This is a genomic window from Arthrobacter monumenti (genome assembly GCF_054511255.1).
Map to the genome: position 1 here is coordinate 352436 of NZ_JBTNCY010000002.1, position 23693 is coordinate 376128.

The 23693-nt window shown below is 62.9% G+C and carries 20 protein-coding genes and 1 tRNA gene; all 21 read right to left on the reverse strand.

Features of this window, described 5'->3' with window-relative positions; genetic code table 11:
* Positions 1–2: 2 nt before the first annotated feature.
* Complete coding sequence (mmsA, locus tag ACX80B_RS04490) at positions 3–1532, reverse strand: multiple monosaccharide ABC transporter ATP-binding protein (RefSeq protein ID WP_459293461.1); 1530 nt, start codon at positions 1530–1532, stop codon at positions 3–5.
* A 90-nt stretch (positions 1533–1622) separates the two neighbouring features.
* Positions 1623–2720, reverse strand: a complete 1098-nt coding sequence (chvE, locus tag ACX80B_RS04495) for a multiple monosaccharide ABC transporter substrate-binding protein (protein WP_459293585.1) — start codon at positions 2718–2720, stop codon at positions 1623–1625.
* A 235-nt stretch (positions 2721–2955) separates the two neighbouring features.
* On the reverse strand, positions 2956–3789 hold the full coding sequence (locus ACX80B_RS04500; RefSeq protein ID WP_459293463.1) for a Bax inhibitor-1/YccA family protein: 834 nt from the start codon (positions 3787–3789) through the stop codon (positions 2956–2958).
* A gap of 158 nt (positions 3790–3947) precedes the next feature.
* Positions 3948–4024 (reverse strand) — tRNA-Leu (locus ACX80B_RS04505).
* 79 nt (positions 4025–4103) lie between these two features.
* Positions 4104–4622 carry a GNAT family N-acetyltransferase gene (locus ACX80B_RS04510; protein ID WP_459293465.1) on the reverse strand — a complete coding sequence of 173 codons (519 nt, stop codon included), beginning with the start codon at positions 4620–4622 and terminating at the stop codon, positions 4104–4106.
* A gap of 125 nt (positions 4623–4747) precedes the next feature.
* Entirely contained in the window at positions 4748–6190 is a 1443-nt protein-coding gene (locus ACX80B_RS04515; RefSeq protein WP_459293467.1) for an NAD(P)/FAD-dependent oxidoreductase, read from the reverse strand.
* A gap of 31 nt (positions 6191–6221) precedes the next feature.
* Complete coding sequence (locus ACX80B_RS04520) at positions 6222–7619, reverse strand: S8 family serine peptidase (protein WP_459293469.1); 1398 nt, start codon at positions 7617–7619, stop codon at positions 6222–6224.
* 28 nt (positions 7620–7647) lie between these two features.
* Complete coding sequence (locus tag ACX80B_RS04525) at positions 7648–8658, reverse strand: Ppx/GppA phosphatase family protein (RefSeq protein WP_459293587.1); 1011 nt, start codon at positions 8656–8658, stop codon at positions 7648–7650.
* Positions 8655–9350: a DUF501 domain-containing protein gene (locus ACX80B_RS04530; RefSeq protein WP_459293471.1), complete on the reverse strand. Its 696-nt coding sequence runs from the start codon at positions 9348–9350 to the stop codon at positions 8655–8657. Before ACX80B_RS04530 ends, ACX80B_RS04525 begins: the two co-directional genes overlap by 4 nt.
* Positions 9310–10272: an FtsB family cell division protein gene (locus ACX80B_RS04535; protein ID WP_459293473.1), complete on the reverse strand. Its 963-nt coding sequence runs from the start codon at positions 10270–10272 to the stop codon at positions 9310–9312. The genes ACX80B_RS04530 and ACX80B_RS04535 overlap by 41 nt, the downstream gene beginning before the upstream one ends.
* 70 nt (positions 10273–10342) lie before the next feature.
* Entirely contained in the window at positions 10343–11623 is a 1281-nt protein-coding gene (eno, locus tag ACX80B_RS04540) for a phosphopyruvate hydratase (protein WP_459293475.1), read from the reverse strand.
* A gap of 415 nt (positions 11624–12038) precedes the next feature.
* Complete coding sequence (locus ACX80B_RS04545; protein ID WP_459293477.1) at positions 12039–12791, reverse strand: MazG nucleotide pyrophosphohydrolase domain-containing protein; 753 nt, start codon at positions 12789–12791, stop codon at positions 12039–12041.
* Positions 12788–13930, reverse strand: a complete 1143-nt coding sequence (locus tag ACX80B_RS04550) for an adenosine deaminase (protein WP_459293479.1) — start codon at positions 13928–13930, stop codon at positions 12788–12790. The genes ACX80B_RS04545 and ACX80B_RS04550 overlap by 4 nt, the downstream gene beginning before the upstream one ends.
* Before the next feature lie 64 nt (positions 13931–13994).
* Positions 13995–14669: a DedA family protein gene (locus tag ACX80B_RS04555; RefSeq protein WP_459293481.1), complete on the reverse strand. Its 675-nt coding sequence runs from the start codon at positions 14667–14669 to the stop codon at positions 13995–13997.
* 337 nt (positions 14670–15006) lie between these two features.
* A complete protein-coding gene (locus ACX80B_RS04560) occupies positions 15007–16293 on the reverse strand; it encodes a thymidine phosphorylase (RefSeq protein WP_459293483.1) in 1287 nt (428 codons plus the stop codon).
* Positions 16290–16742 carry a cytidine deaminase gene (locus tag ACX80B_RS04565; protein WP_459293485.1) on the reverse strand — a complete coding sequence of 151 codons (453 nt, stop codon included), beginning with the start codon at positions 16740–16742 and terminating at the stop codon, positions 16290–16292. Before ACX80B_RS04565 ends, ACX80B_RS04560 begins: the two co-directional genes overlap by 4 nt.
* A 1-nt stretch (position 16743) precedes the next feature.
* Positions 16744–18030, reverse strand: a complete 1287-nt coding sequence (locus ACX80B_RS04570; RefSeq protein ID WP_459293487.1) for an ABC transporter permease — start codon at positions 18028–18030, stop codon at positions 16744–16746.
* Positions 18027–19406: an ABC transporter permease gene (locus tag ACX80B_RS04575; RefSeq protein ID WP_459293490.1), complete on the reverse strand. Its 1380-nt coding sequence runs from the start codon at positions 19404–19406 to the stop codon at positions 18027–18029. The genes ACX80B_RS04570 and ACX80B_RS04575 overlap by 4 nt, the downstream gene beginning before the upstream one ends.
* Positions 19403–21022 (reverse strand): ABC transporter ATP-binding protein, encoded by a 1620-nt coding sequence (locus tag ACX80B_RS04580; RefSeq protein WP_459293589.1) that lies wholly within the window; start codon positions 21020–21022, stop codon positions 19403–19405. The genes ACX80B_RS04575 and ACX80B_RS04580 overlap by 4 nt, the downstream gene beginning before the upstream one ends.
* Positions 21023–21135: 113 nt before the next feature.
* The gene (locus ACX80B_RS04585; RefSeq protein WP_459293492.1) at positions 21136–22263 is read right to left on the reverse strand and encodes a BMP family lipoprotein; all 1128 of its coding nucleotides are present in this window, start codon (positions 22261–22263) and stop codon (positions 21136–21138) included.
* Between the two features lie 220 nt (positions 22264–22483).
* Positions 22484–23686 (reverse strand): amidohydrolase, encoded by a 1203-nt coding sequence (locus ACX80B_RS04590; RefSeq protein ID WP_459293591.1) that lies wholly within the window; start codon positions 23684–23686, stop codon positions 22484–22486.
* Positions 23687–23693: the final 7 nt, after the last annotated feature.

Genomic DNA, 23693 nt, shown 5'->3' on the forward strand with positions numbered 1-23693 from the left:
AGCTAGTCCTTGTCCTTGGTCATATGTTGCATGAGAATTTCCGGATTCGCCTCGGCAATCGAAACTTCACCGGTGATGACACCCTCGGCCAGGGTGTAGATGCGGTCGCAAATGCCGAGAATTTCCGGCAGTTCCGAGGAGATAACGATGACGGCTTTCCCCTCGGCCGCGAGCTTGTTGATGATGGTGTAAATCTCGTATTTGGCTCCGACGTCGATGCCGCGGGTGGGCTCGTCGAGGATCAGCACGTCGGGGTCCGAAAACATCCATTTCGAGAGGACGACCTTCTGCTGGTTGCCCCCGGAAAGTTTGCCGGTAACCGACGTGACGGAAGGCGCCTTGATGTTCATCGACCGCCGGTACTTTTCCGCTACGATGACTTCCTTATCGCCGTCCACCCAACCCTTTTTGGCGAGCTTCCCCAAAGCGGCAGCGGAGATATTGCGTTTGACGTCTTCGATCAGGTTCAGCCCGTACTTTTTCCGGTCTTCGGTCGCATAGGCAATGCCGTGGTCTATGGCTTCACTGACTGTGCGGGTGCTGATCGGCACGCCCTTTTTATAGACCGTGCCGGTGATATTCGTGCCGTAGCTGTGGCCGAAGATACTCATTGCGAGTTCGGTCCGGCCGGCTCCCATCAGCCCGGCAATACCCACAATTTCACCCGCGCGGACGCTGAGGTTCACCCCGTCGATAACGACCCTTGAGTGTTCATCTGGGTGGTGGACGGTCCAGTCTTCGACGCGGAGGACTTCTTCGCCGATGGCCGGAACCCGGTGCGGGTAGCGGTGTTCAAGGTCCCGCCCCACCATGCCCTTAATGATCCGGTCTTCGCTGACCTCTCCCTCGTCCAGCCGCAACGATTCGATGGTGCGCCCGTCGCGGATGATGGTGACGACGTCGGCAATGGCACGGATTTCGTTGAGTTTGTGGCTGATGATGATGCAGGTAATTCCCTCATCCCGCAGCTCGCGGACCAGGCCAAGCAGGTGTTCGGAGTCTTCATCATTGAGCGCGGCCGTCGGCTCGTCCAGGATCAGCAGCCGGACATCCTTCGACAGCGCCTTGGCGATCTCGACCAGCTGCTGCCGTCCGACGCCGATATCGCCGGCTCTGGTCAGCGGGCTCATTTTCAGGCCGACCCTCGCCAGCAGCTTCGATGCCTCGAGATTTGTGGCATCCCAGTCGATGAACCCCCGGTGCGATCGTTCGTTGCCGAGGAAGATATTCTCGGCAACCGAGAGGTACGGGCTCAATGCCAGTTCCTGGTGGATGATGACGATTCCGCTTTTTTCGCTGTCGCGGATGTCTTTGAACTCGACGGGCTGACCCTCGAAGATGATGTCTCCGTCGTAGGTACCGTGCGGGTAGACGCCGGAAAGGACCTTCATCAGCGTGGATTTGCCGGCGCCGTTTTCACCACAGATAGCGTGGACGTGCCCATATTCGACGTCCAGATTCACGTTCGCCAGCGCCTTCACGCCGGGAAAAGTCTTCGTGATGTCCCGCATCCCGAGTATGTGTTTGGCCATGGACATTCCAATTCTTTGTTGTCAGTTGCGGCAGGAGCGCCGGAGCGGCGTTGCCGGGGCAAACCGTGCCCCGACAACGCCTGGAAATGCCTACTTCAGTTCTTTGGGCTCGTAGTAGCCGCTGTCGACCAGAACCTTTTCGTAGTTGTCCACGGTCACGATCTCGGATTCGAGCAGGTACGACGGAACGATCTTTTCGCCGTTGTCGTATGTCTCGGTGTCGTTCACCTCCGGCTCTTCGCCCTTGAGCAGGTCATCCACCATGATGGTGGCGCGTTCGCCGAGCTTGCGGACATCCTTGAAGATCGTGGAGTATTGCTCGCCATTGATGATGGACTTCACGGAACCCACCTCGGCGTCCTGGCCGGTTACCACGGGCAGCTTGTCGCCTGAGTAGCCTGCCGACGTCAGAGCGGAGATGATTCCGATGGAGAGGCCGTCGTATGGGGAGAGAACGCCGTCGAGCTTCTTGCCGCCGCCGACGGTGAGCAGGTCTTCCATGCGGTCCTGGGCCGTATCGGGCAGCCAGCGCAGGATGGCTGCCTGCTCGAAGTCGGTCTGGCCGCTCGGCACATTCAGGACACCACTGTCCAGGTACGGCTGCAGCGTATCCATGGCGCCGTTCCAGAAGAAGGTGGCGTTGTTATCGTCCGGGCTGCCGGCGAAGAGCTCAACGTTGAACGGGCCCTTTTCGCCGGTTTCCTCACCGTTCTCGTCCAGGATTCCGAGGCCGATCAGCAGCGATGTTCCCTGCTGTACACCGACCTGGTAATTGTCGAAGGTGGTGTAGTAGTCGACAGTGTCGGAACCGTTGATGAGCCGGTCGTAGGCAATGACGGGAATGTCCTGTGCCTCGGCGGTCTCCAGGACGCTGGTCAGGGTTGTCCCGTCGATCGAGGCGACAATCAGGGCCTCGACGCCGCTGTTGATCATGTTCTCGATCTGCGACACCTGAGTGGGAATGTCGTCGTTGGCGTACTGCAGGTCCACTTTGTAGCCCAGCTCTTTCAGCTCTGCCTCAACGTTGGCTCCGTCGGCAATCCATCGCTCCGACTGCTGTGTCGGCATTGCCACACCAACGAGGGCGCCTTCGTTCGAGCCCGAGTCGTCTCCACCCGCACCCGCACGGCTGCCGGCGCAAGCCGTCAGGCTGAGCGTGAGGACGCTGGCGGCGGCCATGCCCACCATAAAATTGTTCTTCTTCACTGCTGTTCCTCTCGTGAATTAAAGCAAAAATGTGAGCGTTCACATCCGCCCGTGTTAGTTTACTCACCATCCAGCGGAGCGTGTCAATGCGTAGCGGTCTCAGTTTGATAACGCCGCAGGCAGCTTAAATAGCTGTGGCCCCCGTATGTTCCGGGGGCCACAGCTATTTGGACTCAGATACCGGCTGCCTTGGCCGGATCATAAACGCCGCGTTGAATTAGTCGCTGCCGCGGAGGATAGCCAGCAGGCGCAGGATCTCGACGTACAGCCACACGAGGGTCACGGTTAGGCCGAAGGCTGCGGTCCAGGAATACTTCGCCGGAACACCGTTCCTGACACCCTGCTCGATGGCAGTGAAGTCGATGATCAGCGAGAAGGCCGCCAGGCCGATGGCCAGAATGCCGATGAAGACACCCAGCGGGATGCCGAAGATCTCGAAGTCGGTCCGCAGTCCCCATGCCGATTCGGTGGCACCGAACATCATCATGCCAAGGTTGACCAGCGAGAACAGTGCGTAAGCGGAGATCGCGATCATGAAGAACTTCATGGCCTTGGGAGACGCCCGGACCTTGCCGCTCTTGAACAGCGCGAAGGTCACGCCGAAGACGATCAGCGTACCCATCACCGCCTGGAAGACGATTCCCGGGTACAGGCCTTCAAGGATGCCGGACAGGGCGCCGACGAAGAGGCCTTCGACCGCCGCGTACGCCAGGATGAGCACCGGTGACGGCTCCTTCTTGAAGGCGTTGACCAGTCCCAGCACGAGACCACCGATCAGGCCGACCCACAGCAGGATGGGGAAGGCCGCACCGATGAGGGCGCCGACGACCAGGACGGCCAGACAGCCGATGGTCTTCATGATGACGTCGTCGATCGTCATCCGGCCGGTTTTGACCGGTCCGGCCGACGGCTGGTTGTACAGTTCCTGAAGCTGCTCGCTGGAGAGCTGAGTCTGGTTGGCCATGGTGGCCGAACCTGTGCTCGCCCGGCCAGCAGGCTGGCTGCGGAAACTCTTGTTGTTATTGAAAACCGGGTTTCCACCGAATGCCATGTGAAGTCCTCCATCTAGGGGGCGTTGCGATTAGCTAAATCGTATCAGCCACCGGTGCAATTTACCCCTGCAATGCCCGGTACGACGGCGGAATACGCTGTAATGTTCAACGTACGGACGGGCCAAAATACTCCCGGAATACAGCTATGGATTTCCGCTGGTGCCCCAACTGGGACTCGAACCCAGACTGAACAGATTTTAAGTCTGCTGCCTCTGCCGATTGGGCTACTGGGGCGTGGCCGCGGGCGGAAATCGTCCAGCTAAGCGTACTAGATCGGGGCGCGCAGATAGTAACGGAACCGACGCCGGCTCTGCTAAACGTCGTCGAACGGTGCGGCGTAGCGGAACTTTCCCCTGATCCGGCTACTGTGGCTCCGGAGTGGCAGGGCCTGAAAATGGTCTCCCCATACCGGCCGCGGAGCTGCGATCCCCCACTTCGAGGCAGGGACAAATCCGAAGCGCGGATAGTACTCAGTGCTGCCCAGCAGGACGATGGTGCTCTCCCCCAGCTTTTCCGCGGCCGCGATGGTGGCGTTGATGAGTTCCGTACCGACACCGCGCCCCTGATGGTCCGGAGATACGCTGATCGGCCCCAGCCCAAGAACCGGCTGATCTTCCACCCACGCTCTGGTGGTGATGACAGCTCCAATAATCCGGCCGCCGTCCTCGGCCACCAGTGACAGTTCAGGTATGTACGCTGCGGATTGCATCAGTTGCCGCTGCAATTCGACCTCGACCGGTTTGTCGTCCGGCCGGTCCTGCCGCTCAAAGGCTGCAGCGACGAGATTGAGGATTGCCGCTCGGTCGGCGGCGGTTTCCTTCCTGATCAACACGTGGCTCGTCCTCCAGCGTAGCGTGCGGCGTCGATGGAAAAGGCCGGGCTGCCCATAGAGATGGTCGGCCCGGCCTTTCGCGAGTTCACAACGGATTCCTCCGCTGGACTGCAACTTTGGCCTCGCTACTTCTTGGCGCCAACCTCGGTCTTTTCGCCGGGCTTCTTGGCATCGTCCTTCGACCCGCCGTCGTTCTTGCTGTCATCCTTCTTCGGCGGATTGGCCGCAGCGCGGAAGGCGGCGCGGGGACGGTCAAGATCCTCAAGCTGGGTGGTGTCCCGGCTGAGCAGCATGTTCCAGAACCAGCCGGAAATAACCCGTGCTTTCCGCTCGAACGTGGGAATGGCCAGACCGTGATACCCGCGGTGCATCATCCAGGCAGGCAGACCGAAGAGGGCGCGTCCGTAGATATTCGCCACACCCTTGCCGAGTCCGAAGCCTGCAACGACGCCGATGGTGGAGTGCTTGTAGTCGACGAGTTCCCCACCTTCCCGGGAAGCGAGCAGATTGGAAGCCAACCGCTTCGCCTGGCGCACCGCGTGCTGGGCATTGGGCACGCAGTAACCGCCGACTCCGCCGCCGGAGAGATCGGGAACAGCTGACACATCGCCGGCCGTCCACGCGTTTTCGAGCGGACCGTCATCGCCGGTGATGCGCAAATCGGTACCGGCTTTGATCCGTCCACGTTCGTCGACGGGGAAATCGCTCTTCTTGGCGAGCGGGTTGGCCTGGACACCGGCGGTCCACACCAGGGTGTCGGTTTCGAACTGATCCACCGGGTTCTTGTCCGGCATGCTGATCAGTTCGAGCTTGCCGTCAACGGCGCTGGAGAGCGAGGTGTTAAGCAGCACCTCAATGCCGCGGCTGCGCAGGTGCTCGACCACGCCCACGGCCTGTTCCTCGGTGACTTCCGGCATGATCCTGCCCATGGCTTCCACGAGGACAAACCGGACGTCCTTCATGGTCAAGCGGGAGTTCCGCCGCACCGCAGCGCGGGCGAGGTCTTCCAGCTCCGCGATCGCCTCGATACCGGCGAACCCGCCGCCGACGACGACGAACGTCAGCGCGCGCCGGCGGACGGCGTCGTCGCTCTCCATCGAGCCGCTTTCGATCTTCTCCAGCACCTGGTTGCGCAGGGCGACGGCTTCCTCGATCGTCTTGAGCCCGATACCGTTCTCGGCCAGGCCCGGAATCGGGAAGGTCTTGGTCTGTGCACCGGCGGACATGATGATGTCCTGATACGGAACTTCGAATGTTTCGCCGTCTTCGAGCTTGACCGTGGCTTTGCGGTTCTTGTGATCGATGCTCGCCACTTCGCCATCGATGAGCTCGGTGTCCTTCAAGTGCCTGCGGTGCGAGACCACTGAGTGGCGGGCCTCGATATTTCCGCCGGCCACCTCGGGCAGGAACGGCTGATAGGTCATGTAGGGCAGCGGATCGACGACGGTGACGATGCCACCGGCATTTTTGATCTTGCTCTGCAGCCGCATGGCGGCGTAGAAACCTACGTATCCGCCACCGACGATGAGCACGCGCGGACGATCCTGAAGTTGTGGTTTGGAAGACATATCTTCATGCTACAAGACTTTGTGAAAATCTTCACGAACTGGAGGAGTCCCGCTGGCGGACGTACACCACGTGGGCCGTTCCAGCGACGATGACCAGCGCGATCAGGCCTGCGAAGCCAAGGATTACCGCGCGCGGCAGGTCTTCGTTCAGGCCGGCAGGTTCGGCGGCAACGGGCGCATCGGGAACCGGTATCTCCGGCTCCTCCGATGGCGCGGGAGCCGCCGGATTAGCCTGGGTTGCCGGCTCCGCATTGGTGGGCCGGTGGGTGCGGATCCACTCCGCCAGGGTTACGCCCAGCGGATTACTCGCAACCGGGGCGACATTGGCAGTCAGCGCCGCTTCGGCGTCGAGTAATCCGTAACCATAGATGGGATCCTTACCCGGTACGCCCGCGTCGTCGGCAGTGGTGATGATCCGCTGGATGACCTGGTTGGCGCTCATAGTCGGCCATTTGGACCTGATCAAGGCGGCGACACCGGCGACGATGGGTGCCGCTCCGGAGGTTCCGGACCACATGGCGTAGCCCCCACCCGGCAAGCCACCGACCAGGTCCTCGGACGGCGCGGCAACGCCGAGCGTGATGCCCTGCGAGGAGGAATCCCAACTGGCCTTGCCCTCGCGGTTCACGCCCGCCACTGAGAGTACCCCCGGGATGGTCGCGGGTGCGCCGACCTGCTCCATGCCGGCGCCGCGGTTTCCGGCGGCGGCAACAATCAGGACGTCGTGCTGCTCGGCATACAGGAAGGCGTTGTCCCAACTTCGCGGCCAGGAGGTGGAGGTGCTGCCCAAGGACATGTTGATGACGTCGGCGCCATGGTCCACCGCCCACCGCACTGCCGCAGGGATCTGCTGGTCAACGCTGACACCGGATGGATTCGGTTTTTCCACGCCGAGCCAGGTCGAGATACTAAGGATCTGGGCTTCGGGGGCCACGCCGATGAGGCCGTCAGGCCCGTTGCCAGGACCATCGTAGGTGGGGGCGGCACTGGGGCTGCTGCCGCCGTCGTTCCCCTTGTTGTCCCCCGAATCATCCGGATCCAGATTAGGTGCAGGCGGGGGCTCCGGGGCATGCCCGCGCCCGGCCAGCAGCGTCGCGACCAGAGTACCGTGCTCGGGAGAATCGCCCAGCCCTTCCAGGCCGTCCGGACTGCCCGAACCGGAGACGTCGGTTCCGCCGGCGATGGCGCCTTCGAGGTCAGGATGCTCGCCGTCGATCCCGCTGTCGATGATGGCCACTGTGACGCCGGCGCCCTTGGATTCGTTCCAGGCGTCGCGGATCCCGTATTCGTCCAGCCAGTACTGCCGCTCGCGGATACCGTCTTCCGCGATGGCGGCCGGAGCCACGGCAAGGCCGGTGAACAGTGAAGCCAGCATGGTCAGGACAAGCGCCAGGGCAGGCATGCTGCGGCGCTGTTCCAGATGGTTCATGGCACTCCGTTCGGCGGGCGGGAAGAAGTCATACACCAGTGACGTTGGAGCGGATGCTCAGGGCGATGCCATCCAGAATATCGTGCTCACTGGTCACGGCGGAACCCACGCGTCCCCCGGTCAGTCCGCCGAGCCGCTCGATCACCCGGCGCCAGATCAAGGCGCCGGAGCCGATGACGTCGACCCGCCCGGGGTGCATGTACGGCAGTTCCGCGCGCCGGGCACGGGGCAGCTGGAGCAGGTCTCCGGCGGCCGCTGCGATTTCCGACGCCGGCAGTTCGGTGGCGTGGATGGCATCACGCTGATAGCTGTCGAGTTTCAGCGCGTGCGCCGTGATGGTGGTGACCGAGCCCGCGACGCCGACGACGGTGGCCACCGAATCGAGCGGCACGCTGGTGAGGACCGAATCAATGGCGGCGTCGACGTCGGCGGTTGCGGCCGCTATTTCGGCGCTGGTCGGCGGATCGGAGTGCAGATGCCTCTCGGTCAGCCGTACGCACCCCACGTCCACACTCCTGGCGGCCGTGACACCGTTTGAATCCCCCAGCACGAATTCTGTGCTGCCGCCGCCGAGGTCGATGACGAGGACCGGTTCCGGGCTGTCGGGATCGAGAACGCTGACCGCACCGGCGAAGGACAAGGACGCTTCCTCGTCGCCGGTAATGACCTCGGGATCGACACCGAGACGGTGCCGGATGCCATTGACGAACACCTGCCGGTTTTCCGCGTCCCTGGTTGCGGACGTGGCCACGAACCGGATCCGCTCGACGCCATGTTCCCGCATCAGGCCGGCGTACTCCTCCACCGCCGCGAAGGTGCGCTCCAGTGCTTCCTCCGCCAGGCGGCCGGTGGCATCGACGCCCTGGCCGAGACGGACCACGCGCATTAACCGGACGACGTCGGTCAGCCCGCCGGCGCCGCCGACGTTGCCCACGCTGCCGCCGCCGAGGCCGGTCCCGCCCGCGGTGCCGGCCTCGACGTCGGCGATCAGCAAGCGGATCGAGTTCGTTCCGCAATCAATGGCACCGACGCGCATCAGCGTCCTTCCTGATTCGAATTCGGCATTTCCGCGGTTGCGGGCTTCTGCTCCTGGGTTTTGACGTGGCGGCTCAGGTCCTTGGCGGGAACCGGTCCGGCGACGTCCCACGCGCCGTCGCAATAGCAACGGTCCGCCGTCCACCATGGCCGGATCTGTTCGAGTGCCTCATCGCCGAGCGGGTTGACCCCCGGGCCGGCGGCGAGCGAATGTCCGACCAGGACGTGCAGGCACTTGACCCGCACTGGCATTCCGCCGGCGGAAACTCCGGCAATTTCGGGTACGGGGCCGACGCCGGTCCGGGCCCCGATTTCGTCCCGGACAGCCAGGTAGTGCTCATGCGCCGCTTGGTAGGCCGCGGCGAGCTCCTCGTCCTGCAGGAGCCGCTCGCTCATTTCGGTCATCAGGCCGGACGCCTCGAGCCGCGACACGGCTGCGGTGATGACGGGGTGGGTGAGGTAGAACGTCGTCGGAAAGGGGATTCCCTTGCTCAACCGCGGGGCGGTGGTTGCCACCAGCGGATTACCGCAGATGCAGCGGGCGCCGATTTCGACGACATCGCGCACCGGCCTGCCCAGTTGGCGGCTGAGGGTGTCGGGATCCCCGCGCTGTACCGTGCGGGAAGAATCAGTCACCGCGGTCCTTCGTGTCGGTTTAGTCTGTACCGGAGCGTTTGATGGATTCGAAAAGTGCATCGACCCAGGGAACGTCCTCATCCCCCTCGGGAGATGCGGGCACGTTGGACGCGTCCTGCGCGCCGTCGGCGCCCATTACCAAGTATCGCGTCTCGCCCGGCATTACCAAAAACAACCTGTTGCGGGCCTGCTGTTTGATGTAGGCCGGATCTTCCCAACGGGCCAGCTGATGCTTCAGTTCCGCCCGCTCGTCCTGCTGTACGGCGATTTCATCCTGCAGGGCGTTAATTTCGGCACGCTGCTCCAGATAGGTTTTCACCGTAGGGGCCAGCAGTACTGTAATCGTGACCAGGACGACGCCGAGGGCCAGCAACCTGCCCGAAAACGACTTTGCGGGAACCGGAGCGGCGTTACCTGCTCCGGAAGCGGCACCATTTGCAGAACCGCCCTTCGTCCTGGCTCCGCCATCCGCGGTCGACTCATCCTTCGCCCAGCCAATGACCGGCTGGCGGACGGAGTATTTGGCGCTCTCACGTTCGTGCGCCCGGCGCGCCGCCGCGGACAGCCGGGAAACTTTGGATTTGGATGGGCCGTGGCTCGAAACCCGGTGGCCCGACCCGCCGTCGGCAGGTCTTTGCGCCCCGGCTGTGCCGGACTTGGACGAGGGCTTTGCCCGCGCCTCCGGCTCCGCCCCGGCACGTGGCTTCGAAGGATCCACAGTGGCGGAGAAGCCGGGTTCGCCAGTGGCGGAGAAGCCGGGTTCGCCAGTGGCGGAGAAGCCGGGTTCGCCAGTGGCGGAGAAGCCGGGTTCGCTTTCATCCTTGCGGCCAAAGTCCGGCCGCAGCACGTCGGCGCCTACGCCGGATCCGCCGCTGGAGTCCGGACCAGCACCGGAGCCGCCGGTGCTGGTGACCGCGCCGGAGCCGCCGTCGTTCCGGGCTGGTCTCCCAGCGCGCGGAACATTAGGGCGACGCGTGGACATGGCCCTCCTTGATGGGGCTCGGGTAAAACTCCTGCTGGCTACACTCCACGATAGCGAGCAGGAGCCTCATCTACGCCGTGAAACGCGGGAAGGCGGACAATCCGGCATACCGGGCGGCGTCCATCAGCTCTTCTTCAATCCGCAACAGGTGGTTGTATTTAGCCACCCGCTCCGACCGCGCCGGGGCGCCGGTCTTGATCTGGCCCGCGTTGGTGGCCACGCAGATGTCGGCGATGGTGGTGTCTTCGGTTTCGCCGGAACGGTGCGAGGTGATGGTCGTATAGCCGGCACGCTGGGCCATCGAAATGGCATCCAGTGTTTCGCTGAGCGTGCCGATCTGGTTGACCTTGACCAGCAGTGAGTTTGCCGTCTTGGAGTCGATTCCGCGCTGCAGGCGCTCCGGATTGGTGACAAAGAGGTCGTCGCCCACGAGCTGGGTCTTGTCGCCGAGGGTCGCCGTCAGTGCGGCCCAGCCTTCCCAGTCGTCCTCGTCCAGCGGGTCCTCGATGGACACCAGCGGGTAGTCGCGGACCAGTTCCTCGTAGTAGGAGGCCATTTCCTCGCGGGTGCGGGCCTTGCCCTCGAACTGGTAGGCGCCGTCGGAGAAGAATTCGCTTGCGGCAACGTCCAGGGCGAAGGCGATGTCCTTTCCCGGGGTGAAGCCAGCGCGCTCGATCGCCGTCGTGATCAGGTCCAGCGCCTCACGGTTGGAGGACAGATTCGGGGCGAAGCCGCCCTCGTCGCCCAGCCCGGTGGCCAGGCCCTTCTCCTTCAGGACGGATTTGAGGCTGTGGTAAGTCTCCACACCCCAGCGCAGGCCCTCCGAGTAGCTCGGAGCGCCCAGTGGCACGACCATGAATTCCTGAATGTCGACGTCGGAATCCGCATGCGAGCCGCCGTTGAGGATGTTCATCAGCGGCACCGGAAGCATGTGCGCGTTCGGCCCGCCGAGGTAGCGGTACAGCGGCAGCGCGGAAGACTCGGCGGCGGCACGGGCGACGGCGAGGGAGACGCCCAGCATCGCGTTCGCACCGAGGTTGGACTTATTCTCGGTACCGTCCAGGTCGATCATGATCTGGTCGACAGTGCGCTGATCCGTGGCGTCATAGCCCTGCAGAGCCGGGCCGATCTGGTCCATCACTGCCTCAACGGCCTGCGTGACGCCCTTGCCCATGTACCTGTTCTTGTCGCCATCGCGGCGTTCGACGGCCTCGAACTGGCCGGTGGAGGCGCCGGAAGGAACAGCGGCGCGGCCGAACGTGTCGTCGTCGAGGAGGACCTCAACTTCAACGGTGGGATTGCCGCGGGAGTCGAGAATTTCACGTGCGTGGATGGCGTCAATAACGGCCATGGCGTAGCTCCTGTCGTAAGAAAACGTTGGTGGAACGGCGTCGAACCGGGTTCTGTCCCCCAGCCTAGTTCAGTTTCGGCCGCCGTGGCATGCGTTACGCCCGGCGCTGCCGTTGTCCGGTGGGCAGACGCCGGGCGTTGCGCTGAATGAGACAGCTAGCACTGCGCCGTCCCAAGGATGGCCATGGTTGGCGCTTTACGGCTGACGAATCTATGAGGCGTTTCCCGCTTACGCACCTACTCGGCACTATGTGTTCGACCCAGTACTTTTTCGCACACATATTGCCCACCAGATTCACGTCGGCGCTGTACCGCACACATATTGTTCACCAGTCTGGGTTGGAGTACGACTCTCCTCTGGATACAGCGCGGTTTGCGCAGAAATATGCATCCGGAACGCGGAACGTCGTGGCCGGTCATTTCGGAGCTATACGGGCAACCTGAAAGCGCAATACGGCGGCACGAAGGGCGCGTTCGGCGTCGAGACCGTTGCCGATAGACTGGCCGACGACGTCGAGCAGGAAGTTTCCGAGCTCGGCTTCAGTCGAGGGAATCTGGACCGGCTTCGGCTCAGGACTCGCTTGGGCCAGCGCCGCGCTAGGGCCCGGCGACGCAGAAACCACCTGACTCACTCGTCCCGGTGACACGACGCCTGCCTGTTCGGCATGATCCCGCGACTCACTACCCGCTTGCTCTGCACGCTTGAGCGTCTTGGCGGCGAATGCGAGCGCCGGAAGGTGGTGCGGGACGCCGTCGAACGGTGAAGTCCTTTCCGGTTTCTCCTGCTTCTTGACCGCGTGCCAGCGCTCGATGATCTCGTCCACAGTGGCCGGAAAACTCTCCTGCAACGTTCCATCGGGCTGGAAGACGTGGGGGTTGCGCCGCACCATTTTGGCGGTCAGCGCTTCCACGACGTCCTGCATCCGGAAGAGGCCGGACTCCTCCGCGAGCCGGGCATGCAGCACAACCTGCAGCAGGACATCACCGAGTTCGCCCTTTAGTTCCTCCGCCGGGTGCCCGCCCTCGATCGCGTCGACCAACTCGTACGTCTCCTCGACCAGGTACTCGACGAGCGATTCGTGCGTCAGCTCCCCCATCCAGGGACAGTGCCGCCGCAGGTCGGCGATGACCTCGAGGAGACGCGCGAAAGCTGGCTCTGGACCAGTCACTGGTGGCTCTGGAAGCCTTCGATGATGTAGTCGGCAAGGGCTTCGCGCTCCTCCAACGGCAGGAATGCGGCCTCAACGGCGTTAAGCGTCAGCCGCTGCAAGTCGTCCAGATCGTAGTCGAAGGTTTCCACCAACAGCTCAAACTCATCGCTGAGGGTCGCTCCGCTCATCAATCGGTTGTCGGGGTTGATGGTGACATTGAAACCGGTTTGGTACAGCAGATCGACCGGGTGCTCGGCAATGCTGTCACCGAATTCAGCGACGGCTCCGGTCTGCAGGTTCGAGGACGGGCAGACCTCGAGCGGGATACTGCGGTCGCGGATCCATGAGGCAAGGCGTCCCAGGGTGACCAGGCCGACGTCGCTCTCGTTGTCTTCGTCGGTGGTGAATTCGACGTCGATGTCTTCGGCAATGCGAACTCCGTGGCCCAACCGGATGGCGCGGGCGTTGACCAGCGCGTCCTGGATGCTGTCCAAACCGGCGGCTTCTCCGGCGTGCGTGGTGACCGGGAACTGGTTTTCGGCCAGGTAGGTGAAGGCCTCCGCGAAGCGCGACGGCGGGAATCCGTCCTCCGCGCCGGCGATGTCGAATCCGACCGCGCCGGAATCCCGGTGGCGGACAGCCAGTTCGGCGATTTCCATGCTGCGGTCGGCATGCCGCATGGCGGTGATCAGCTGGCCGACCTGGATGTGCCGCCCGGATGTTTCCACTGCGTCCACGCCGGCTTCGAGCCCTTCCTGGACTGCCTCGACAACCTCGTCCAGGCTCAGGCCCTGCTGGAGATGCTGCTCAGGTGCCCAGCGCACCTCTCCGTAGATGACGCCGTCATCGGCCAGATCCTCCACGAATTCCCGCGCCACCCGGGCAAGTCCTTCCCGGGTCTGCATCACGGCTATGGTGTGGTCGAACGTCTCGAGGTAGCGCGGCAGCGAGCCCGAATCGGCGGAATCGCGGAACCACTCGCCGAGCGCAACTGCGTCGGTCGAGGGCAGTTCGTGTCCGGCCTCGGCGGCCAGTTCGATGATGGTCTTCGGTCGCAGTCCGCCATCGAGGTGGTCATGCAGTGACACTTTCGGCAGGGACCGGATGTCAAAGGTCAGATCGGATGCGGGCACGGCGTTCAATACTGGTTCAGTCACAGAAGCCACTGTAGTACGAACGGGTGGTGGGACGCCTGGGGGTGTGGACCGGACAGGACGCCGGTCAGAGGCGGCTGGGCTCCGGGCACGGCTTTGAGATTTCGGCACGGGCGGAATGCCGGGCGGCGAGGAGCCGACTGACCTGGTCCACAATGAGTCCGATCGTCAGCGCGATACCGACGGCGAGACCGACGCCGAGGAGCGCGTTGTCCTGCACCCAATGACCGGCCAGGACACCGATCCCGACCGAGTAGAGCGACCAGGAGCAGCCCGCGATGACGGAAAACCAAAAGAACCGGACGCGGCGGAACCCGGTGGCGCCGGCCGTCATGTTGACGGCGATCCGGCCGACCGGGATGTAGCGGGCAATCATGATCAGCATCGCCCCGCGCTTGTCCAGCTTCGCTCCAGCCCACACAAACGAATCGGCCACCCGCGGCCGGTGCATCCAGCGGAACCGGGTCGTGCCGATACTGCGGCCGATGGCGTACGCGGTGTTGTCCCCTATCACCGCCCCGGCCGCGGCGAGCAGGATAATCAGCCACAGGTTCGGCACGTCGGAACTCATCGCAACCGCGGCGAGGGCGACGACGATTGTCTCGCTTGGGACCGGTGGGAAGAAGCCGTCGATAATGCACACGCCCAGCAGCAGCAAGTACACCCAGGGGGATCCGGCGGCGTCAAGGATAAATGCGTTGATGGCGTCGATCCATGCCGTGAAGTCTTGGAGCGTTTCCATGCCGGTCCCCTGATTCGTTGTCTGCTACCTCAACGATCCCGTGCTCCGGCGCCGCCCACTATGGGGTGTACCCCTGATTGGTCCCGCATTCACAACGTAATTCCCGTGGGTGGTCCGGCACATCAGTCCAGGGAGTACTCCCCGGCAGCGGATTTCTCATACCTGAGGATGAGGAAGCCCCGATGCCTGACCCAACCGGATCTGCTTCCAAATGGGACATTTCGACATACGCGCGCATGTCGAAATGTCCCAAATTGAAGCAAGCAGGTGGGTCGAAAGCAGGCATCGGCCACGCGAGGATTTTGCCCGACGGGTCGGGCTCTGGGAAGTGTCGGGGTCAGGAGATGCGGTCGATGATGAGCCGCTGGGCGGGGCGTGCGCCTTCGGAGGCGATGACCACGGCCTCGCTCAGCGCGTCATGGGCGCGGTCGAACTTTTCCGGAGTGTCGGTCAAGAGAGTCATCAGCGGCTCTCCTGCCCGGACCATCGCCCCCGGCTTGGCGTGCATCCGGACACCGGCACCGGCCTGGACTACGTCCTCCTTGCGGGCACGCCCGGCTCCGAGCCGCCAGGCCGCGACGCCGACACTGAGCGCATCGAGTCCGACCAACACGCCATCGGCGGGAGCGTAAATCGTTTCCGACTCTTTCGCCACCGGCAGCGACGCGTCGGGGTCTCCGCCCTGGGCAGAAATCATCCGCTTCCACACGTCCATCGCCCGGCCGTCTTTGAGCGCCGCGGCCGGATCGGCGTCGTGGATTCCGGCGCAGGCCAGCATCTCCTCCGCCAGTTTCACGGTCAGTTCGACGACGTCTTCCGGACCGCCGCCGGCAAGCACCTCGACGGATTCGGCCACCTCGATGGCATTTCCCGCCGTCAGGCCCAACGGCGTTTCCATATTGGTCAGCAGCGCCACGGTGTTGACGCCGGCGTCCTTGCCCAGCGCGACCATGGTTTCGGCGAGCTCACGGGCGGACTCCTCGTCCTTCATGAACGCCCCGGAACCGACCTTGACATCGAGGACCAGCGAGCCGGTTCCTTCGGCGATCTTCTTGCTCATGATGGACGAGGCGATCAGCGGTATGGATTCCACCGTCCCGGTGACGTCGCGGAGGGCGTAGAGTTTCTTGTCCGCCGGTGCCAACCCTGAGCCGGCAGCGCAGATGACAGCGCCGACGTCGGACAGTTGGCTCATCATCTGCTCGTTCGACAGCGCCGCTTGCCAGCCTGGAATGGATTCCAGCTTGTCCAGGGTTCCGCCGGTGTGGCCGAGCCCGCGGCCCGAGAGTTGTGGAACCGCGACGCCGAAGACCGCGACCAGTGGTGCGAGCGGCAGCGTGATCTTGTCGCCGACCCCGCCGGTGGAGTGCTTGTCGGCGGTGGCCTTGCCCAGGGCGGAGAAGTCCATCCGTTCGCCCGAGGCAATCATCGCAGCGGTCCAGCGGGAGATCTCCGTACGTGACATCCCGTTGAGCAGGATCGCCATATTCAGGGCCGACATTTGCTCGTCGGCAATGATGCCGCGGGTGTACGCGTCGATGGTCCAGTCGATCTGCTCGTCACTGAGCGTACCCTTGTCGCGTTTGGTCCGGATGATGTCGACGGCGTCGAAGTTACCGCTCATGATGACCTTCCTTCGTCGAGGTCCTGTGGTCCGAAGGCATCCGGCAGGACCTCGTCCATGGTGCGGATCCCGCTGACGGTGAGCAGACTCATTCCTGGTGCGCGGTGTTCGTAGAGCAGTTGGCGGCATCGTCCGCATGGCATCAGGATATTACCGTTTCCATCGACACAGGTGAAGGCTGCAATCTTTCCGCCGCCGGACATGTGCAGGGCCGAGACCAGTGAACATTCCGCACACAAGGTGAGGCCGTAGGAGGCGTTTTCCACATTGGCTCCGGTGATCAACCGTCCGTCGTCGGCCAATGCGGCGGCCCCTACAGGGTACTTCGAGTATGGGACGTAGGCGTGCTGCATCGCGTCCTGCGCGGCTGCGGTGAGCGCCTCCCAGTCCACATCAGCACCCGTGCCGTCGTTCCCGGCCGGAGCCGCGCCGTCGTTATGAACTTTCATATCAACCCTTGATGTACGGCGTGCCATTGGCCGCCGGCGGTCTCGACCGTCCGACCAGCCCGGCGACGGCGACGATCGTCACCACGTACGGCAACATGGCCAAAAACTCCCCGGGCACCGGCGTGCCGAGAATGGACAGCACAAACCGGAGGTTGGTCGCGAAGCCGAAGAGGAGCGCGGCGAAGAATGCCCATACCGGATTCCACCGGCCGAAGATCATCGCCGCAAGGGCGATGTATCCCTGTCCGGCAGTCATGTCCGTGGTGAACTGGCTGACGGAAACGAGGGTATAGAAGGACCCGCCAAGACCGGCCACGGCGCCACCGAGCATGACGTTGCGTGCGCGGGTGAAATTAACCTTGATACCCAGGGTGTCGGCCGCCTTCGGGTGCTCCCCTACTGACCGGACGCGCAGCCCCCACTTGGTGTGGAAGAGGCCGATGTAGACGATGATCACGGCGGCGTACATCAGGTAACCCACGATGGTCTGCCGGAACAAGATACCGCCGAGAATCGGGATATGTTCCAAGACTGGAACCTGGATGACCGGCAACGACGGCGGTGAGTTCCAGGTCTGCGAGTCACGGCTGAGCACGGTCGAGAACAGGAACCCGGTAAGCCCTGAGACCAGTACGTTGAGCACCACACCAACGATGATCTGATTCACCAGATACTTGATGCTGAAGACTGCCAGCACCACGGACACCAGAACACCCGCGACGGCGGCCGCCAACATGCCTGCGTAGACGTTTCCGGAAATGGAAGCTGCCACGGCAGCGGCGAAGGCACCGGCCAGCAATTGCCCTTCGATGGCGATATTGATGACTCCCACCCGTTCGCTGAGCACACCGGAGAGCGAGCCGAAGATCAGCGGAACGGCCAACGTGACGGATCCGGCGAGCAGCCCGACCAAGGAGACGTCGGTGCGTTCAGCGCTGCCGACAACCCAAACCAGGAATCCGGTGATGAATACCGCTGCATAGATGATCGGAAACCATCGCGGATCTTTGCGGCCGGCCTTGGTTTGCAGGAAGGAAAATACAGCGATGCCAGTCAGAATCAGTGCACTCGCCCAGCCACCCGGCACGGTGGGTACCACCACGGGCGCAAGCTGAATAGCGTCTCTACCTGCTGAGATCCCGAAGGTCGCTGTTCCGCCGGGGGCGTTGAAGGCGAAGCCTGCCAGCGCAACGACGGCGAAAATCGCGTAAATGATGGGCGTCTTCCAACTCCGCACCGTATCGAGCTGGGGCGCCTGTCCCTGAGGCGATAATACTGGGGCGCTCATGCGGCACCTCCTGCCTTGACTGTCCGGCGGGAGGGCTTGGGTTTCTGCTTGCCCTTCCCGCCGTCTCGATCTTCGTGGATCCTGAAGATCGCCCTAACCAACGGAGGCGCGGCGATGAAGAGCACAATCAGCGACTGCACCACGAGCACGATATCGATCGGGGTACCGGTCAGGGTCTGCATGGTGACGCCGCCCGCGCGGAAGGCTCCAAACAGCAGGCCTGCGAAAAAGGTTCCCCATGGAGTGGATCTGCCCAGCAGCGCCACCGTAATGGCGTCGAATCCGAAGCTGGCAGCCACACCGTCGGTCAATACGCCTTCGGTACCCGAGACCTGGGCAACCCCTGCCAGGCCCGACAGCGCACCGGCGATAATCATCACCAATGTGTACCCCTTGGCGACGCTGATCCCGGCGGTCTTGGAGGCGTGCGGGTTGGCGCCGACGGCACGGAACTCGAACCCGATGGTGGAGCGGTGCAACAGCCACCAGACCAGCAGCGTGGCACCGATAGCGACGACGAAGCCCCAGTGCAGCCGGAACCCGTCACCGAACAAACGCGGATACATCGCTGTTGGATCCAGCCGGGGCGAGATCGGTTGGGAGGAATCGGGGCGTTGGAATGATTCGGTGGTCAGCAGATATGCCAGCAGGTAGACGGCGATGTAATTCAGCATGATGGTCAGGATGACCTCGTGGGCGCCCGTGCGGGCCTTCAGCAGGCCCGCGATGCCTGCCCAGATCCCGCCGCCAACGATGCCCGCCAGCATTACCAGGAGCAGGTGGATGCCCCACGGCAGATCCAAGCTGAATCCCACCCAGGCCGCCATAGTGGCTCCGATGATGATCTGGCCCTGTGCGCCGATATTGAACAGTCCGGCGCGGAAAGCCAACGCGACGCCTAAACCTGCGAGGATCAGTGGCGTGGAAACCGCCAACGTCTCAGTGAAGGGGAAGATCATGCCTTGGAAATCGCTGGCGCGTGGGTTGAAGATGGCCCCTTGGAACAGTGCCACGTAGGCGCTGGACGCCGCCTCCCAGGCGGCTGCCAGCGTATCGGTCGGCTGGGCGAAGAAGTACGTTGCCGCTTCCGCTACCCGCTCGTTGGTGGCAGCGATCAGGATGCCGCCCAGGAACAAGGAGAGCACAATGGCCAGGATGGATACCAGGGAGCCACCTTGGAAGATCTGCTTGAGCACCGAACGGCCGCGGTTTTCCGGTGTTTCAATCTCACCGCTTTGCGCCTCGGCAGGAACGGGCGGCAATGGCTCACGGCCTCCGGCAGATCCCACTTCCGCCCTGGACTTGTTGTCGTCCTGGCCGAAATCCTGGTCGCGTCCGTCGTCGTCGCGCCGGCTGTCATCGTCGGAACGGCTCATTTGCCTCCTCCCCGCTCCTCGGTTTGGCCCTCCTGCGGGGCCTTGTTACGTTCCTCGATGTGGGCGGGACCGCCCGTTTCCATCGGATGCTCGGAGTGTGGCTGCGCTTTGGCGTCCTCCTCCGTCATGCCGGCCATCATTAGGCCCAGTACATCCCTCGAGGTGCCACCCGGGACGATGCCCATCAACTTGCCTTGGTACATCACCGCAATCCGGTCCGCCAGTTCGGCGACCTCGTCCAGCTCGGTGGACACGATCATGACCGGCGTGCCGTTGTCACGCTCGGTGATAATGCGTTTGTGCACAAACTCAATGGAGCCGACGTCGAGACCGCGGGTTGGCTGTGATGCGATAAACAACTTCAGCGGCCGGGACAATTCGCGCGCCAGCACCACCTTCTGCTGATTTCCGCCGGACAGCGTCCCTACCGCAGATTCGATTCCGGAGGTCCGAACGTCGAATTCCTCCACTTTTTCACGTGCATGATCGGCGATGACCTTCGGCTTCATGCCCAGCCCCTTGGCGTAGGGCGCCCGGTCATACATGTCCAAAACCATGTTTTCGGCAATGGTGAAGGGCCCGACCAATCCGTCCACGGTGCGGTCCTCGGGAACAAACCCGACGCCGGCAGCCAGCACCTGTTTGACGGTCCGGCCTACGAGTTCCTTGCCCTCCAGTTTGATGGAGCCGGAGACATGGTCCTGCAGTCCGAGCACCGCTTCAGTGAGTTCCGTTTGGCCGTTGCCCTGCACACCTGCGACGGCGAGAACCTCTCCCTTGGCGATGTCGAAGCTGACACCGTTAACGACGCGGTAGCCATTTGCAGCGGTAACCTTCAAGTCTTTCACCTGGAAGGTTTTCTCTCCTGGTGTGGCGTCTTTCTTTTCCAGGTTGAGGCTCACGGACCGTCCCACCATCAGCGATGCCAGTTCGGTGGTCGATGCCGACGGATCGGCGGTTCCGACCACCTTTCCACGGCGGATCACGGTGATGACGTCGGAGACGGCCTTGACCTCACGCAGTTTGTGCGAAATGAAGACAATGGAAGTCCCGTTGGCTTTCAACTGGGCCATGATATCGATCAGTTCGTCGGTTTCCTGCGGCGTCAGGACCGCCGTGGGCTCATCGAGGATCAGTACCTCAGCATCACGGACCAATGCTTTGATGATCTCCACCCGCTGCTGCACGCCGACCGGCAGGTCTTCGACCAAGGCATCGGGGTCGACATGGAAGCCGTACCGGTCGGAAATCTCCCTGATGCGGCGCCGGGTTTCCTCCAGGTCGAGCATTCCCCCGGCACGCGTTGCCTCGTTACCGAGCGCGACGTTTTCTGCCACAGTAAAAACCGGGATCAACATGAAGTGCTGATGCACCATGCCGATACCCGCCGCCATCGCATCGCCGGGACCCTTGAAGGTCTTTTGCTTGTCGTCGACCAGAATCCGGCCTTCAGTGGGGTGATACAGGCCGTACAGCACGTTCATCAGGGTCGACTTGCCTGCACCATTTTCGCCCAGCAACGAATGAATCTGTCCGGGCTCGACCACCAGGTCGATGTGGTCGTTGGCCACCAGGGAACCAAACCGTTTGGTAATTCCCTCGAGTTCGAGTTTCAAAACCCCAACCAATCTGTTTTTCTATGAATGAGTCGCGCCGGCATCGCGCCGCCGGCGGAGTACAGACAAGGCGCGCCGGCCCGAATGTGCCGGCGCGCCTTGCGTTGCTTGTCCTACTGCTCGGGACTGGCGTCCGACTGGACATCGATTTCGCCGGCGATGATGCCGGCCTTGAGGTCCTCAATCTGGGACTTCAGATCCTCCGGCACCTCATCCTCGAAGGAGTGGTACGGGGCGATGCTCACGCCACCGTTTTCCAAAGTGCCAACATAGGGCTCGCTCGAGAACTTGCCGTTCACATCAGCGGTGATGACGTCTTCCACCGACTTCGAGATTCCCTTCATCACCGACGTAAGGAACAAGTCCTGTGCCTCGGGAACGGCTTCGTATCCGTCGGAGTCGACCCACACGATACTGGCGTCCTTACCGGAGTTATTCGCTTCCTTCACCGCGTCGACTGTGCCCAGCCCCACCGGCCCCGCAACGGGAAGGATGATGTCCGCTCCCTCGTTGATGAAGTTGGAGGTGTTGGTCTTGCCCGCACTCTGGTTCTCGAAGTCACCGATGAAAGTGCCTTCCTGGGACTCACGGTCCCAGCCCAGCAGGTTCACATCGGCGTCGTTCTGCTCGTTGTAGTAATCAATACCGGCATCGAACCCGTCCATGAAGATCGTCACGGTCGGAATTTTCACGCCCCCGTAAGTGGCGACGGTGCCGGTTTCGGTCATGCCCGCGGAAAGATAGCCGGCCAGGAAGGCGGCCTGGGCAGTGTCATAAATCAGTGGCTTGACGTTGTCAGTGAACTCCGGGTCGTTGTAGTCGACGATCGCGAAGTTCTGCTCCGGGTTGTCTGCTGCTACAGCCTTGGTGGCGTCCCCGAGCAGGAAGCCGACGGTGACCGTCAGGTTACAGCCGGACTGCACCATGGAATTGAGGTTCGGTTCAAAGTCCGTAGGCGCCTGGGACTCCGCCTGCTGGATTTCGATGCCGAGTTTCTCCTTCGCAGCCGTCAGCCCTTCGTAGCTGGACTGGTTAAAGGAGCGGTCGTCGAATCCGCCAGAGTCCGAAACGATGCAGCCCAAATAGTCGCTGTTGGCCGCGCTCGTCTCTCCCCCGCCGTTACCATTGTTTTCCGACGACGGCGGAGCTTCCCCGCAGCCGGTGAGCACAAGTGCGGAGACGCCGAGAATGGCCGCCCCGAGAGAGGTGCCCCGCTTGGCAGCACTGAAAATTTTCTTCACTGTTCCTCCAGAGGATATTTTCCCCACGACTGAAGTTTCAATGAGTGTCCGCTCCGCAATGATCGCCGATGACCGCTGCGTTTCCTGCTCTGTTTTCACTGATGCTCGTGGGGGTGCGCCGGGGCGCACGGTACGAGACTACCTTAGTGCCCCAAATCACCAACGGGCGCCAAAACACACGCTGAACGCGGCATCGTTGGAAAGTTGTTACCCGGACGGATCAGCTGCCCGGGTTTACACCCATCCGGGCCACTTCCTGACGCCGGAGCCGGACGGCCCGAAGTGCCGCTGAAGCCATCACCCGGACTCCGACGCCGATGGCCCGCTCGTCCGCCACGTAGTCACCACGGTGCAGATCGAAGATGCCGCCGCCCGGCGCGCGGGTGCCGAGCCGCATCATGGAGCCGGGCACATCCTGCAGGAACCAGGCAAAGTCTTCGCCGCCCATGGATTGCGGTGTCAGGACGACGGAGTCCTCGCCGAGTTCGGCACGGGCGGCCGCTTCCAGAAGTGCTGTTTCGGTTTCCGAGTTCACGACCGGAGGCACGCCGCGCAGGTGTTCCAGATGCACGTCCACTCCGAACGGCGCGGCCGTCTGCCGCACCACCTGGTCCAGCAGGTCGCCGGCCGCGTGCCAGTCGTCCCGGTCCAGAATGCGCATGGTTCCGGCCATGAAGCCGCTGGATGGAATGGCATTCGGCGCCGAGCCGGCCCGGATCTGTCCCCAGACGACGGATACGGCGCTGCGGACGTCTATCCGCCGGTTCAGCACCGCCGGAACATTGACCGCAATTTCCGCAAGCGCAAAGACCAGATCCTCGGTCGCATGCGGCCGGGAGGTGTGCCCGCCGCGGCCGGACAGTTCAATCCGGATTGTGTCGGACGCCGACGTGATGGCGCCAATCCGCGTTCCGACATGGCCCACCTCCACCCGCGGATCGCAGTGCAGGGCCAGGATCCGCGGAACCGACTCCATCCCGCCCTGCTCGATCACATCGAGCGCTCCGCCGGGCATGGTCTCCTCGGCAGGCTGGAAGATAATCCGAACAGTGCCGGCCAGTGGAGTCTGTGCATCGATCTCGCCCAGGATCAGGGCGACGCCGACCATCACCGTGGTGTGAATGTCGTGGCCGCAGGCGTGCGTCACCCCGGGATTGTTGGAGGAGTACTCCAGATCGGTCTCCTCCACAATGGGGAGGGCATCTATGTCGCCGCGCAGCGCCGTCGCAATTGGACCATGGCCGATATCAACGTACAGACCAGTGTTTTCAAACCTCTTGGGTGACAAACCGGCCTCAGTCAGCCGGTCGACAATCTTGTCGGTGGTCCGGTATTCCTTGCGGGAGAGTTCGGGATTGGCATGTAGATCCCGGCGGAATGCGATCAGCTCGTCCACCTTTGGCAGCAGCAAAGGTCCGACCAGCTTGAAG

Bases quoted from the DNA above. Each gene is read 5' to 3' on its own strand.
- mmsA (WP_459293461.1), bottom strand. From the start codon at position 1,532: ATGGCCAAACACATACTCGGGATGCGGGACATCACGAAGACTTTTCCC.
- chvE (WP_459293585.1), bottom strand. From the start codon at position 2,720: ATGGTGGGCATGGCCGCCGCCAGCGTCCTCACGCTCAGCCTGACGGCT.
- ACX80B_RS04500 (WP_459293463.1), bottom strand. From the start codon at position 3,789: ATGGCATTCGGTGGAAACCCGGTTTTCAATAACAACAAGAGTTTCCGC.
- ACX80B_RS04515 (WP_459293467.1), bottom strand. From the start codon at position 6,190: ATGTCTTCCAAACCACAACTTCAGGATCGTCCGCGCGTGCTCATCGTC.
- ACX80B_RS04520 (WP_459293469.1), bottom strand. From the start codon at position 7,619: ATGAACCATCTGGAACAGCGCCGCAGCATGCCTGCCCTGGCGCTTGTC.
- ACX80B_RS04530 (WP_459293471.1), bottom strand. From the start codon at position 9,350: ATGCACTTTTCGAATCCATCAAACGCTCCGGTACAGACTAAACCGACA.
- ACX80B_RS04535 (WP_459293473.1), bottom strand. From the start codon at position 10,272: ATGTCCACGCGTCGCCCTAATGTTCCGCGCGCTGGGAGACCAGCCCGG.
- eno (WP_459293475.1), bottom strand. From the start codon at position 11,623: ATGGCCGTTATTGACGCCATCCACGCACGTGAAATTCTCGACTCCCGC.
- ACX80B_RS04555 (WP_459293481.1), bottom strand. From the start codon at position 14,669: ATGGAAACGCTCCAAGACTTCACGGCATGGATCGACGCCATCAACGCA.
- ACX80B_RS04560 (WP_459293483.1), bottom strand. From the start codon at position 16,293: ATGAGCGGTAACTTCGACGCCGTCGACATCATCCGGACCAAACGCGAC.
- ACX80B_RS04565 (WP_459293485.1), bottom strand. From the start codon at position 16,742: ATGAAAGTTCATAACGACGGCGCGGCTCCGGCCGGGAACGACGGCACG.
- ACX80B_RS04570 (WP_459293487.1), bottom strand. From the start codon at position 18,030: ATGAGCGCCCCAGTATTATCGCCTCAGGGACAGGCGCCCCAGCTCGAT.
- ACX80B_RS04575 (WP_459293490.1), bottom strand. From the start codon at position 19,406: ATGAGCCGTTCCGACGATGACAGCCGGCGCGACGACGACGGACGCGAC.